The organism is Streptomyces sp. B5E4 (genome assembly GCF_039871555.1).
Classification (GTDB): domain Bacteria; phylum Actinomycetota; class Actinomycetes; order Streptomycetales; family Streptomycetaceae; genus Streptomyces.
In genome coordinates this window covers 103317-116167 of sequence record NZ_JBDPMI010000001.1, presented here as the reverse complement: position 1 = coordinate 116167, position 12851 = coordinate 103317, and the positions used below count along the sequence as shown (strand labels likewise).

Annotated in this window: 10 protein-coding genes and 1 tRNA gene; 2 read left to right on the top strand and 9 right to left on the bottom strand. The window is 72.6% G+C overall.

Annotated features, from left to right (window positions below; all coding sequences use genetic code 11):
• Positions 1–5: 5 nt before the first annotated feature.
• From ABGA99_RS00440 to ABGA99_RS00430, 3 genes are all read right to left on the bottom strand, one after another.
• Positions 6–1352 carry a hypothetical protein gene (locus ABGA99_RS00440; RefSeq protein ID WP_347581908.1) on the bottom strand — a complete coding sequence of 449 codons (1347 nt, stop codon included), beginning with the start codon at positions 1350–1352 and terminating at the stop codon, positions 6–8.
• Between the two features lie 1503 nt (positions 1353–2855).
• Positions 2856–2943 (bottom strand) — tRNA-Thr (locus tag ABGA99_RS00435).
• A 251-nt stretch (positions 2944–3194) separates the two neighbouring features.
• Complete coding sequence (locus tag ABGA99_RS00430) at positions 3195–4553, bottom strand: TRAM domain-containing protein (protein ID WP_347578806.1); 1359 nt, start codon at positions 4551–4553, stop codon at positions 3195–3197.
• Between the two features lie 191 nt (positions 4554–4744).
• Here ABGA99_RS00430 and ABGA99_RS00425 point away from each other — a divergent pair, with 191 nt between their 5' ends.
• A complete protein-coding gene (locus tag ABGA99_RS00425; RefSeq protein WP_347578805.1) occupies positions 4745–5416 on the top strand; it encodes a TrkA family potassium uptake protein in 672 nt (223 codons plus the stop codon).
• Positions 5417–5480: 64 nt separating this feature from the next.
• Positions 5481–6149: a TrkA family potassium uptake protein gene (locus ABGA99_RS00420; RefSeq protein ID WP_347578804.1), complete on the top strand. Its 669-nt coding sequence runs from the start codon at positions 5481–5483 to the stop codon at positions 6147–6149.
• Between the two features lie 10 nt (positions 6150–6159).
• Here ABGA99_RS00420 and ABGA99_RS00415 read toward each other — a convergent pair whose 3' ends face one another.
• The 6 genes from ABGA99_RS00415 to ABGA99_RS00390 form a co-directional block, all read right to left on the bottom strand.
• The gene (locus ABGA99_RS00415; RefSeq protein ID WP_347581907.1) at positions 6160–7002 is read right to left on the bottom strand and encodes a DUF3159 domain-containing protein; all 843 of its coding nucleotides are present in this window, start codon (positions 7000–7002) and stop codon (positions 6160–6162) included.
• Entirely contained in the window at positions 6999–7403 is a 405-nt protein-coding gene (locus tag ABGA99_RS00410; RefSeq protein WP_347578802.1) for an OB-fold nucleic acid binding domain-containing protein, read from the bottom strand. Before ABGA99_RS00410 ends, ABGA99_RS00415 begins: the two co-directional genes overlap by 4 nt.
• 32 nt (positions 7404–7435) lie before the next feature.
• Complete coding sequence (locus ABGA99_RS00405) at positions 7436–8119, bottom strand: response regulator (protein WP_347578801.1); 684 nt, start codon at positions 8117–8119, stop codon at positions 7436–7438.
• A 98-nt stretch (positions 8120–8217) separates the two neighbouring features.
• The gene (locus ABGA99_RS00400) at positions 8218–10779 is read right to left on the bottom strand and encodes a sensor histidine kinase KdpD (protein ID WP_347578800.1); all 2562 of its coding nucleotides are present in this window, start codon (positions 10777–10779) and stop codon (positions 8218–8220) included.
• 270 nt (positions 10780–11049) lie between these two features.
• A complete protein-coding gene (locus ABGA99_RS00395) occupies positions 11050–11820 on the bottom strand; it encodes an ABC transporter ATP-binding protein (RefSeq protein ID WP_347578799.1) in 771 nt (256 codons plus the stop codon).
• Positions 11817–12803 (bottom strand): ATP-binding cassette domain-containing protein, encoded by a 987-nt coding sequence (locus ABGA99_RS00390; RefSeq protein ID WP_347581906.1) that lies wholly within the window; start codon positions 12801–12803, stop codon positions 11817–11819. The genes ABGA99_RS00395 and ABGA99_RS00390 overlap by 4 nt, the downstream gene beginning before the upstream one ends.
• Positions 12804–12851 lie beyond the last annotated feature (48 nt).

Sequence of the window (12851 nt, the reverse complement as noted above, 5' to 3'; positions counted from 1 at the left end):
GCGTGTCACCCCCCTGCCCGGGGCGATATGCCGCTGTCGAAGGTGGTGCCGGCGGATGCGAGCGGCTGGCTGAGATCCCGGTTGGGCTCCACGAAATCCCACACCTTCGGCGCCGTGCCGACCAGGGGGATGTCACCGGTGTTCCAGTCGCCGTACCAGGGTGCCCCGTCCTCGAAGAAGAACCGACCGTTGATGTTGGAACCACCTGACAGGCCGACGCCGCCCTGCGTCCACCTCAGGTCCCTCAGCCGCCCCGACGAAATCATCGACTCACCCTGGCGGATCATGTTGCTCCCCTTGTCGATCCAGCGGTACGACTGCCGCATCTCCCGGAACGCCTGCAGGGAGTTCTGCGCGCCGGTACGCAGCCCCTGGAACCCTTCCTTCACCTTCCACGGCTTGCGCATGAAGTTGGAGGCCATGGCCTTGAAGCCGGCCGTGTTCTTCAGGGTCTTCGCCGCGTTGAGGCTGTCCGTTCCCAGGGTCCTGATGGCGGTGCCGGCACTCTTGAGGTCCTTGCCAGCCTTCGCCAGCCGCATCCCCTTCACGGCCCGGAACCCCGCGAAAACCCCGGCCGCGTCCCAGGCAAGGGTCTGCCACGTCACGCCCTCCGCGCCGCCGAGGAACGCGGCCCCGTGGAACAGCAGCGCGCCGCCCGCCAGGGCGAGGCCGATCCATCCGAGCCCGGGCACACCGAGGAGGGCCAGGATCCCGACGACCATCGCGGCATCGGCCAGGAAGTCCCCGATGGCCTTCCAGAAGTCGGGATCCGTGATCGAGGCGAAGGCGTTCTCCAGCATGTTGCCGAGATCGTTGATCCTCCGCTCGAACCAGTTGGGCTTCGGCGGGGCGTCGTCCGCGGCTTCCCGAAGCCTTCTGGCGGCGGACCGGGCCTCCGTATTGAACTCGCCGTTCAGGTTGCGCGCACGGGTACGGATGTCCTCCAGCTCGCCCTGCGCGTCGCTCAGCGCCCGCTTCTTGCCCTTCTGTTCCGTCTCGTGGTCTTCCTTCTCCCGGTCGGACATGCCCTCGGTGTCGGCCGGCAGCCCGTCCACCGCGCCCTGCGCTGTACTCACCCGCCCGGCGGCATCCGCAGCTTCGCTCTCCAGGCGGCGGGCCGTGGCCTGGAAGCGGGCCAGGCTCGTGTGCCACGACGAGAGCGCCCGGTGTGCTTCGTCGAGGGAGCCCAGCGCCTTCTTCAGGTAAGGCGGTATCTCGGAGACGCTCTCGCTGAACTTGTCGGCGGCCTTCCCCACCCAGATGCCGTCTGAGGCGCCGATCTTGTTGACCTCGGTGTGCGCGGAGTTGCCCTCGCCGCTCACCCTCCCCACCAGCGACACCAGCGTCGACAAGTCGTCGAGATCACCCCGGGGCCGGGTCGAAGCCTAAATGGGAGAAGTCCCCCTCAGTACTCACACGCCCTCCCTGCAGTCATCGCCTGAACAGACCTGCGGTCTCGGTGAACAGCACGCTACTACTCCCTGATCGGTTCCACGCCGGGTGGCGATGCGGGGCCGCCAGCAAGCCGAATCCGTCCGGGCCCGGTGAACGGAGTGGTGCCCGTGAGGATCTCGGGGCGGTGCCGGCGGCGGGGCTCGAAGCCCTCTTCGACCGGCCTCCGGTGACACATCACATCCGTGACTACAGTGACTGTAGGGATTCGATGACGTTTCCAGGGATCCCTGGACCTCACGTTCCGAGATCTCTGAGTGGGGTCGCAGGCGGTAGTGGTGTCATCGTCACGACAGGTGGTCAGTGTGACGCGCATAGCTGTGAAGCAGTTTGGCGTGATCCGCTCCGGTGTAATTGGTGAGGAAGCCGGGTGAGGGCTGCCTCGGTTGGCAGCCACCCTCACCCTCAACGGCCAGACCCACGAGCTGGTCAAGGACGACAGCAGCGACGAGTGGCGATTCAAGGACGACGATGGCACGACCACGATCGTGCCGTAGACGTGCCCCTTGCGCAGGGCGAATTCGTCCACGCCGAGCACTCGCGGCGTGACCGGCTCCGGGTCGGGCAGAGCTCGGACCAGCCGCAGCAGTGTCGATCGGCTGACGACCGAGGCCAGCGTCTTCACCAGCCGGGGACCGGCCCGGCCTGCCAGCATCAGCCCCACCGTCCGCAAGACCCCTTGCAGGCCGACGCTCCGGGCGGCCGTGGCGGAAGGTGAGCCCGCTGACCTGCTCGGCGAACGTCGCCCGCGGACACGCGTGTTCGCGGCAGCGGAACCACCTCACCTGTAAGGCAATCACCACCGGACGCCCGCCGACCGAGCTGTCCGCCAGTCGCCGCACGTACCGGCTGTGCACCCGCTCGGAGAGCACCCCGCAGCCCGGACACGCGGCCCGCAGAGAGCGGGCACGGGCTCGAATCACCACCAGTTCGTGGTTGGAGTCGATGGCGTCAACCGCGACGTCGTCGGCCTGGCGGAACCACAGGTCCTGGAGGAGCGCGTCATCCACGGCCAGCCATGATCGCGGATTCGGTGACCCTCCGTGGCTCCAGCACGGAAAATGATCCAGAGCCACGATTCGCGCGTCGCTGACAATGTGCTCCCCGCGCCCGCGGGGTTGGTCCCGCCTCGGGGCTGATGAGATCACGCGCGCTGGAGTGCTCCCCCCGCCCGCGGGGTTGGTCCTGCACGGTGACTGCCTTCCCAATCCCAGCGCCGTCAGCTGCGCGCAACCGGGCTGAAGGCAGCGTCTTCGAATGGCACGGCCAAAACGCGTGATCGTGTGGCGCTCGGGCCAGCAGCGGGCCAGCTAAAGATCTCTGCGACTCTCCGGCATGCGGACGCTGATGAGAACTCAGCAGGAAACCGCAGGTCGAAACGATCCCTCTCGGAGGTCTCTGGGTGGGGCGGGTGGGACTCGAACCCACGGCCGACGGATTACGAGTCCGTCGCATCACCGTTCGCCTGAAAGCGGCCGCCCCGACCGCCCCTGGGTGTAAGCAGTTGCAGCTTCGACTTCCGTAGCGAAGATCAACAGTGCCGACGTTCCCGTCTCCGAGCGCTCGACAGCGCAGTAAAGGGCAGGCTGACGGGGCGCCGAGAACGCTGTTCTGTCCAGTTCATCGAGGCATTCGGAGCAAGATCAACGAGCGTCAAGACACCTCGGAGAGCGTCATCTCAGCGTCAAGATATCGCCCATATCGCACACAACGCGCATCATGCGCATCACGAAAACCGCAGGTCAGGACACCTTTTCGGCCCTTACAAGCACTGCCACGCACTCCATGTGGTGGGTCATCGGGAAGAGGTCGAAGGCTCGGATCCACTTCGGGGTGTAGCCCGCGGCGGTGAAGTAGGAGAGGTCTCGGGCGAGGGCTGCCGGGTCGCAGGCGACGTAGGCGATGCGGCGGGGGTGGAGGGCGGTGATCTGGGTGATCACCTGGCGGCCGGCGCCGGCGCGGGGCGGGTCCAGGACGACGAGGTCCGCCTCGGTGATGCCCGTGCGGGGGAGGACGCGGTCGACCTTGCCCTGTTCGATGCGGACGCGGTCCAGGTCGGCGAGGTTGTGGCGGGCGTCCTCGACGGCGCGTTTGCCCGACTCGATGCCGAGGACCGCGCCCTTGGGACCGACCCGTTCGGCGAGGGCGCCGGCGAAGAGGCCGACGCCGCAGTAGAGGTCGAGGGCCATGTCGCCCTTCTTCGGCATCAGGCCCGTCATCACCGTCTCGACGAGCAGGTCCGCGCCCCGTGCGTGCACCTGCCAGAAGCCGCCCGCGCCGACGCGCCAGGTGCGGCCCGCGGCGCGTTCGCGGACGAAGTCGCGGCCGTGGACGCGGTGGATGGCGGCCGGGGCGCCCGGGGTGCGGGGCTCTTCGGCGCGGAGTACGGAGACGGGGCGGTCCAGTTCGACCAGGGGGAGCCGGCCGCCCGGGCGCGGGGTGAGGATGACCTGGCGGTCGCCGGAGCCGGTGGCGGCGATGGCCTCGACCGTGGCCAGTTGCGGCCACTCCCGGCTCTCCACGCCCAGCTCCTCCACCTCCGGGGCGGCGATCAGGCAGCGGTCCACGGGCTGTACCTCGTGCGAACGGTGCTTGCGCAGGCCCGCCCGGCCGCCGGGGTCGATCGCGTACTGCACCCGGGTGCGCCACGCCGGCACCTCGCCCTTCGGCACCTTGTCGCCGGGCACCGGCTCCACCGTGCCGTCCCACCCCGCGTCCTCGGCGCTGAGTCCCGCGAGCCGGCTCAGTTGCTCGGCGAGTACGTCGGCCTTCAGGCGGCGCTGCGCGCCGGGGGCGACGTGCTGGAAGTCGCAGCCGCCGCACTTGCCGGGGCCGGCGTAAGGGCACGGCGCCTCGATGCGGTCCTTCGCCGGCTCCAGCACCCGTACCGCGTCCGCGCGCAGGAAGCGTGCGCCGGCGCGTCCCTCGGTGACCCGGGCCACGACCCGTTCGCCGGGCAGCGTGTGGCGTACGAAGAGCACCTGGCCCTCGGCCGTACGGGCCACGCAGTGCCCGCCGTGCGCCACCGGGCCGACCTCGACCTCGTACTCCTCCCCCACCATGCTCGGGGACGTGTCGGGGGCCTGCTGTTCTTCGGGCACGGGGCGGACTCCTGGGGAAGGGGCGGTGGTACGGGCGGGCCGGGCGCGCGCCAGTCTAGGCGGCCCGCCGTACCCGTACCGTACGGGCCGCCCCGCCTCCCCACCCGTCCACCGGCGCCACCCGGGGTGCTCCCCGGCCCAGAGGGTGTGTAGCTTGAACGGAAAAGCCGGACGGGGCGAAGGGACGCCGTGTGCACATCGTGATCATGGGGTGCGGCCGGGTGGGCTCCACCCTGGCGCGCACGCTGGAGCAGCAGGGGCACACGGTGTCGGTGATCGACCGCGACCCCACCGCCTTCCGCCGCCTCGGCCCCGGCTTCGGGGGACGCCGCATCACCGGCATCGGCTTCGACCAGGACACCCTGAAGGACGCCGGCATCGAGGAGGCCGGGGCCTTCGCCGCGGTCAGCTCGGGTGACAACTCGAACATCATCGCCGCCCGCGTCGCCCGCGAGATGTTCGGCGTCGAGAACGTCGCCGCCCGCATCTACGACCCCCGCCGCGCCGAGGTCTACCAGCGGCTCGGCATCCCCACCGTCGCCACCGTCCGCTGGACCGCCGACCAGATGCTGCGCCGGCTGCTGCCCGCGGGCGCGGAGCCGCTGTGGCGGGACCCGAGCGGCCGGGTGGAGCTGGCGGAGGTGCACACCTCGGCGGCCTGGATCGGGCGCCGGGTGGCGGAGCTGCAGGAGGAGACGGGCGTACGGGTCGCCTTCCTCACCCGGCAGGGCGAGGCCGTGCTGCCCACCGCGAAGACCGTGCTGCAGGACGGTGACCTGGTGCATGTGATCATGCGTACCGACGAGGTGGAGCAGGTCGAGGCGGCCTGCGCGAAGGGCCCGGAGACGGAGGACCGACGGTGAGCGACGCACTCGCGGCCGCCCGGCCGCACGCGAAGGCGCGCGGGGACGTGAACGGAGCAGCGCTGTGAGAGTCGCGATCGCAGGTGCCGGTGCGGTGGGCCGCTCCATCGCGGGTGAGCTGCTGGACAACGGGCATGAGGTGCTGCTCATCGACAAGACCCCCACCGCCATCGCCGTCGAGCGGGTGCCCCGGGCGGAGTGGCTGCTCGCCGACGCCTGCGAGATCGCCTCGCTGGACGAGGCCGCGCTGCAGCGCTGCCACGTGGTCATCGCGGCCACCGGCGACGACAAGGTCAACCTCGTCGTCTCGCTCCTCGCCAAGACCGAGTACGGCGTGCCGCGCGTGGTCGCCCGGGTCAACAACCCGCGCAACGAATGGCTCTACAACGAGGCGTGGGGCGTGGACGTCGCCGTCTCCACCCCGCGGCTGATGTCCGCCCTGGTGGAGGAGGCCGTCAGCGTCGGCGACCTGGTCCGGCTGCTGCGCTTCAGCCACGGCGACGCGAACCTCGTCGAGCTGACCCTGCCGGAGGAGTCGGCGCTCATCGGCACCGCCGTTGGCGACGTCGACTGGCCCGCGGACACCACGCTGGTGACGATCATCCGGGGCAGCACGGTCCTCACCCCGAAGCCCGACGACACCCTGGAGGCGGGCGACGAGCTGCTGTTCGTCGCCGCGCAGGCGCGCGAGGAGCAGCTTGAGGAGCTGCTTTCCGTACGCCGCGAAGGCTGACCCGGCGGCGCTAGTCCCGCTCCGCCGCCGGCTGCCCCCGCTTCTCCCGCTCCGCCTGCGCCTTCTCCTCCGCTTCCGCCTCCGCGATCACGTCGATCGGCGGCGGCGCCTGCTTGAGGAAGATGTACGTGAGCGTGACGGCGAGCAGCAGCGGCGGGATCTTCAGCGCCACGATCACCCAGCCGAACTCCTTGGGATCGGCCCAGAAGTACAGCGGGAAGAGGATCGCGGACTTGGCGAGGAAGATCAGGCCCCAGGCCCAGCTCGCCTTGGCGTACGCCTTCTTGCGGCCGGGGTTGCGGGTGCGCCAGGAGAGGTTCTCGCGGAACAGCGGGCCGAGGATCACCCCGATCAGCGGCATGCCCGCGAGGGTGCTGAGGATGTACGCGAGCGCCAGCCCGAGGCCGTAGAGCAGACCGGGGAGGTAGAAGTCCTTGGCGTTGCCGGTCATGTTCGCGAAGGCGACGCCGATGGCCACGCCGAAGACGCCGCTGAAGGCGTGCTTGAAGGTGCCGCCGGTGATCAGCCGGGTGAGCCCGAGCAGCAGCGAGACGCCGAGCGCGGCGATCGCGGAGGGCTTGATGTCCGAGCCGATGGTGTAGACGAGCACGAAGACGAGCCCGGGGACCGTGGTCTCGACCATGCCGCGGATGCCGCCGAACGCCTCGGCCATGGCGGCCTGGGTGACGGCGTGCGAGTCCCCCTGCGGTACGTCGCCGGGGGGCGGGCCCGCGTCGGTGCCGGGCCGGCCCGCGGCGTCCCCGGGCGCGGACGCGGGTGCGGCCCCGGGCGGGCCGCCGGTCGCGCCGGTGCCGCCGGCGCGGTCGTCGGCCGGCTTCTGGAAAGACGTCACCGCTGCTCCTGTCCGAGGGGTCGCAGTTCGTACTTGGGGTTGAAGAGCACCCGCCGGCCGCGGCTCATGGCGATCCGGCCGGTGGCGGTCAGGCTGCGGCCCGGCTCGATGCCGGTGATGGCGCGGCGGCCGAGCCAGACCAGGTCGAGCGAGTCCGTGCCGTCGAAGAGCTCCGCCTGCAGCGCGGGGACGCCGGCGCGCGGCTGGAGCGTGACGGTGCGGAGACTGCCGGTGACGGTGACGACGGCGCGGTCGTGGCACTGCCGGATCGGCGTGACGTCGGCGGTCTCCGCGTCGGGCGGCAGGCTGTCCTCCGCCGGCTGCTCCGCGGCGCCGGTGATCCGGCCCAGCAGCCGCCGGAACGGGCCGGCGGGTCGGTCGTCGCTGCGGGCGGGGTCCATGCCCGCAGGGTACCCGCACGGGGCGCTCCGTTTCACTGCTCGAAGCGGTAGCCCATGCCCGGCTCGGTGACGAAGTGGCGCGGGTGGGCCGGGTCGGCCTCCAGCTTGCGGCGGAGCTGGGCCATGTAGACCCGCAGGTAGTTGGTCTCCGTGCCGTACGAGGGCCCCCAGACCTCCTTGAGGAGCTGCTTCTGGCTGACCAGCCGGCCCGCGTTGCGTACCAGCACTTCGAGCAGGTGCCACTCGGTGGGGGTGAGGCGGACGTCGGTGCCGTCGCGGTGGACCTTCTTGGCGGCGAGGTCGACGGTGAAGGCGTCCGTGGTGACGACGGCCTGGTCCCCGGCGGGCGCCGAGGGCTCGGCGCGCCGGACCGCGGCGCGCAGCCGGGCGAGCAGCTCGTCCATGCCGAAGGGCTTGGTCACGTAGTCGTCCGCGCCCGCGTCGAGGGCCTCGACCTTCTCGTCGGAGCTGTGCCGGGCGGAGAGCACCAGGATCGGCACCCGGGTCCAGCCGCGGATGCCGCGGATGACGTCGACACCGTCCATGTCGGGCAGGCCGAGGTCCAGGACGATCACGTCGGGGTGGCGGTCGGCGGCGAGCTTGAGGGCGGTGGCGCCGTCCTGGGCGGCGTCGACCTCGTACTTGCGCGCCTTGAGGTTGATGACGAGCGCGCGCACGATCTGCGGCTCGTCGTCGACCACGAGCACCCGGTGCATGGCGGCTGCCTTTCGTCCATTCGGAGGATACGGATACGGAGACGGGGAGCGCATCGGCGCCGCCGGGGTCCCGACGGCCCGGTACGGGACGGCGGCCGTCACGTCGTCGCCTGGGCCGGCAGTTCGGCGGGCGCGGGTGTGCCGCGGCCCGGGGCCGCCCGCAGCGTGAGCACCATCGTCAGCCCGCCGCCGGGGGTGTCCTCGGCGACGAGGGTGCCGCCCAGCGCCTCGGCGAAGCCGCGGGCGACCGCGAGGCCGAGGCCCACGCCGGCGCCGCGGGGGGCGTCCCCGTACCGCTGGAAGGGCTCGAAGATCCGGTCCTTGCCGCTGTCGGGGACCCCGCGGCCGCGGTCGACGACGCGCAGCTCGACCCGGTCGCCGAGGGCGCTCGCCTGGACGAGGACGGGGGTGCCGGGCGGGCTGTACTTGACCGCGTTCTCGACGACGTTCGCCACCGAGCGCTCCAGCAGCCCGGCGTCGACGGAGACCATCGGCAGGCTCTCGGGGATCCGCAGCGTGACGCTGCCCTCGGGCACCCCGGCCAGCGCCTTGGGCACCACCTCGTCGAGGTCGACCTCGCGCAGCAGCGGGGTGACGGTGCCGGTCTGCAGGCGGGACATGTCGAGCAGGTTGCCGACGAGGGCGTCGAGCCGGTCGGCCCCCTCCTCGATGGCCGCGAGCAGCTCCGCCTCGTCCTCCTCGGACCAGGCGACGTCGTCGGAGCGCAGCGAGGTGACGGCGGCCTTGATGGCGGCGAGGGGGGTGCGCAGGTCGTGGCTGACGGCGGCGAGCAGCGCGGTGCGGATGCGATTGCCCTCGGCCAGCTTGCGGGCGTCCACGGCCTCGGCGGCCAGCCGCTGCCGCTCCAGTACGACGGCGGCCTGGGCGGCGAACGCGCCGAGCACCCGGCGGTCGGCGGCGGGCAGCTTGCGGCCGGTGAGCGCCAGCGCCATGTCGTCGCCGACGGGCATGTCGGCGTCGGCGTCGTCCGGGCCCGCCGGGGCGCCGGCGCTGCTGCCGACGCGGCCGACGCAGGTCCAGCCGTCCTCGCCGCGCTGCCGCTCGAAGAGCGACACGGACTCCATGCCGAACGTCTCGCGCACCCGGTCCAGAAGCGCTTCGAGCGATCCCTCGCCGCGCAGCACGCTGCCCGCGAGCAGCGACATCACCTCCGACTCGGCGCGCAGCCGGGCGGCCTGGGAGGTGCGGCGGGCGGCGAGGTCGACGACGGACGCGACCGCGACGGCGACCGCGAAGAAGACGACGAGGGCGACGATGTTGCGCGCGTCGGCGATGGTGAAGGTCTCCACGGGCGGGGTGAAGTAGTAGTTCAGCAGCAGCGAGCCGGCCCCGGCGGAGGCCAGCGCCGGCAGTGTGCCGCCGAGGAGGGCCGCCAGCACGGTGGCGAAGAGGAACAGCAGCACCTCGTTGGCCAGCCCGAGGGTCCGGTCGAGCTGGAGCATCACCGCGGTGAGCAGCACGGGCCCGACCAGGCCGACGAGCCAGCCGGCGAGGATACGGCCGCGGCCGAGGCGGGCGGCGCGGGCCATCGGCAGCCCGCGGCCCTTGGCGACCTCGCCGTGGGTGACGATGTGCACGTCGAGGTCGGGCCCGGACTCGCGGGCGACGGTCGCGCCCACGCCGGGGCCGAAGGCGTACTGCCAGGCCTTGCGGCGGCTGGAGCCCAGCACGATCTGGGTGGCGTTGACGCCGCGGGCGAACTCCAGCAGGGCGTCCGGTACGTCGTCGCCGATGACGTGGTGGAACGTACCGCCCAGGTCCTCGACCAGGGTGCGCTGGACGGCCAGCTCCTCGGGGGAGGCGGTGTTCAGGGGGGTGAGGCCGTCGCTGTGGGAGATGTAGACGGCCATGATCTCGCCGCCCGCCCCCTTGGTCGCCAGCCGGGCGCCGCGGCGGATGAGCGTGCGGCCCTCGGGGCCGCCGGTGAGGCCGACGACGATGCGCTCGCGGGCCTGCCAGGTGTCGCGGATGTCGTGCTCGCTGCGGTATTCGCGCAGGTAGTCGTCGACGCGGTCGGCGACCCAGAGCAGCGCCAGCTCGCGCAGGGCGGTGAGGTTGCCGGGGCGGAAGTAGTTGGACAGCGCGGCGTCGACCTTGCCGGGGTCGTAGATGTTGCCGTGGGCCATGCGGCGGCGCAGCGCCTCGGGCGACATGTCGACGAGCTCGATCTGGCCGGCCTTGCGGACCACGGCGTCCGGGACGGTCTCCCGCTGCCGTACGCCGGTGATGTTCTCCACGACGTCCCCCAGCGACTCCAGGTGCTGGATGTTGACGGTCGATATGACGTCGATGCCGGCGCTCAGCAGCTCCTTGATGTCCTGCCAGCGCTTCTCGTTGCGGGAGCCGGGGACGTTGGTGTGCGCCATCTCGTCGACGAGCGCGACGGCGGGCCGGCGGGCGAGGACGGCGTCCACGTCCATCTCGGTGAACCGCGTGCCGCGGTAGTCCAGCGCGCGGCGCGGTATCTGCTCCAGGCCGTGCAGCAGCACCTCGGTGCGCGGCCGGTCGTGGTGCTCGACGAAGCCCACGACCACGTCGGTGCCGCGCTCCAGCCGGCGGTGCGCCTCGGAGAGCATCGCGTAGGTCTTGCCGACGCCCGGCGCCGCGCCCAGGTAGATCCGCAGCTTGCCCCGTGTCATGACTCGATTGTCCGTCCGCTTTCGTGCATGTCGCACCGTCGAGCGTACGACCGCGCGGGCGGTCCGGCGCGTCCGGCGAGGGCCGGGGACCGGACCTTGACGCATCTCTGACGGAAGGACCGGGGCGTGCGGGGGCCGTGGGCGGGCGGGTCGTACGGGTGGGGCGGCGCGGGGACGGCGTGTGGTCGTACCGGGACGGGAGCGGGCCGTGCGGAGCCCGCCGGGCCCGGCGCGGCGCGGTCCGGCGCGGTCCGGCGCGGTCCGTACCGGTCAGGTGGTGGCGGGCTCCGGGTCCGTACCCGTCTGCGAGTGGTCCGTGATCGTGCCGTCGCGCAGCTCCAGGACCCGGTCCGCCAGGTCCAGCAGCGCCGCGTCGTGCGTGGCCACCAGCGCCGTGACGTCCTCGCTGCGCACCACCGCCCGCAGCAGTTCCATCACCGCGTGCCCGGTCTCCGCGTCCAGCTGTCCCGTCGGCTCGTCCGCGATGATCAGCGCCGGCCGGTTCGCCAGCGCCCGCGCGATCGCCACCCGCTGCTGCTGCCCGCCGGACAGTTCCCCCGGCCGCTGCGCGGCGTGGTCCGCGAGCCCGACCAGCGCGAGCAGCAGCTCCACGCGCTCCTCGCGCTCCCGTGGCGGCACCTTGCGCAGCCGCATCGGCACCCCGACGTTCTCCGCCGCCGACAGGATCGGGATCAGCCCGAACGACTGGAAGACCAGCCCGATCCGGTCCCGCCGCAGCTCCAGCAGCTCCGCCTCGCCGAGCCCGGAGAGCGCCACGCCGTCCAGCTCGATCCGGCCGGAGTCGGCGACGTCGAGCCCGGCGACGAGGTTGAGCAGGGTCGTCTTGCCGGAGCCGGAGCGGCCCTTCAGCGCGACCAGCTCCCCGCGCGGCACCCGCAGCGACACCCCGCGCAGGGCGTGTACGGCGGTGGCGCCGCTGCCGTACGTCCGGCGCAGGTCCTCGACGACGACCATGGCCCCGGCGCCGTCCGCCCCCCGTTCCCGTACCGCCGTGGCTTCTCTGCCGGTGTCCTCGCTCATGAGTCCTCCCCCTCGTCGTGCCGCTCGCCGGGCGGCTCGCCCCGGCCTTCCCGCGCGGCCGGCTCCCCGCCGGCCCGCCACACCCCGACGTGGTCCCGCTCCGCGGTCAGCCGGACCCGTCGTCGCAGACCGTACCGCTCGACGTACTCGCGCGGGAGCTGCAGTCTGCCGACGCGGTCGAGCACCGCGTACTCGGCGGCCGTCAGCTCCTCGTCCCGCAGCGTCTCGGCGGCGGTGCGGCCGTCGCGGATCTGCACCGTGCGGCGGACCTGGCGGGAGGCCAGCGGGTCGTGGGTGACGACGAGGACGGTGGTGGCCAGCTCCTCGTTGGCGCGGCGCAGCGCGGCGAAGACCTGCTCGCCGCTCGCGGTGTCCAGCTCCCCGGTCGGCTCGTCGGCCAGCAGCACCCGCGGCCGGTTGGCGGCGGCGACGGCCACGGCGACGCGCTGCTGCTCGCCGCCGGACAGCTCGCCCGGGCGGCGGTGCGCGCAGTCCGCGACGCCGAGGGCGTCGAGGAGCGCGGCGGCCCGGGCGGGGCGCTCGCGGCGGGGCACACGGGCGTACGCCATGGGCATGGCGACGTTCTCCTGGGCGGTCAGGTACGGCAGCAGGTTGCGGGCGGTCTGCTGCCAGACGAAGCCGACGGTGCGGCGCCGGTACGCCAGCCGCTCGCGGCGGCCCATGGCGAGCAGGTCGTGTCCGGCGACGCGGGCGCGGCCCGCGGTGGGCACGTCGAGGCCGGAGAGGATGCCGAGAAGGGTGGACTTGCCGGAGCCGGAGGCACCGACCAGGGCGGTCATCTCGCCTTCGGCGACGGCGAGGTCGAGGCCCTGGAGAGCCTGCACCTCGACGCCTTCCGTGTGGAAGATGCGGACGAGGTTGTCGCAGTCGACGACGGGCCCGCCGCCCTCGGCGGCGGGTGCGGCCCGGGCGGCACGCTCCAGCTCGGCGAGGTCGGGGGGCGGTGTGCGGGGTTCGGTCACGCGGACCTCCTGGGACGGGTCCGGGGCGGTCGGGGGCGGCGGGGGGGG

What these genes read in the sequence shown, in the direction of transcription:
- ABGA99_RS00410 (WP_347578802.1), bottom strand. Translation starts at nt 7,403, where the DNA reads ATGGACCCCGCCCGCAGCGACGACCGACCCGCCGGCCCGTTCCGGCGG.
- ABGA99_RS00405 (WP_347578801.1), bottom strand. Translation starts at nt 8,119, where the DNA reads ATGCACCGGGTGCTCGTGGTCGACGACGAGCCGCAGATCGTGCGCGCG.
- ABGA99_RS00400 (WP_347578800.1), bottom strand. Translation starts at nt 10,779, where the DNA reads ATGACACGGGGCAAGCTGCGGATCTACCTGGGCGCGGCGCCGGGCGTC.
- ABGA99_RS00395 (WP_347578799.1), bottom strand. Translation starts at nt 11,820, where the DNA reads ATGAGCGAGGACACCGGCAGAGAAGCCACGGCGGTACGGGAACGGGGG.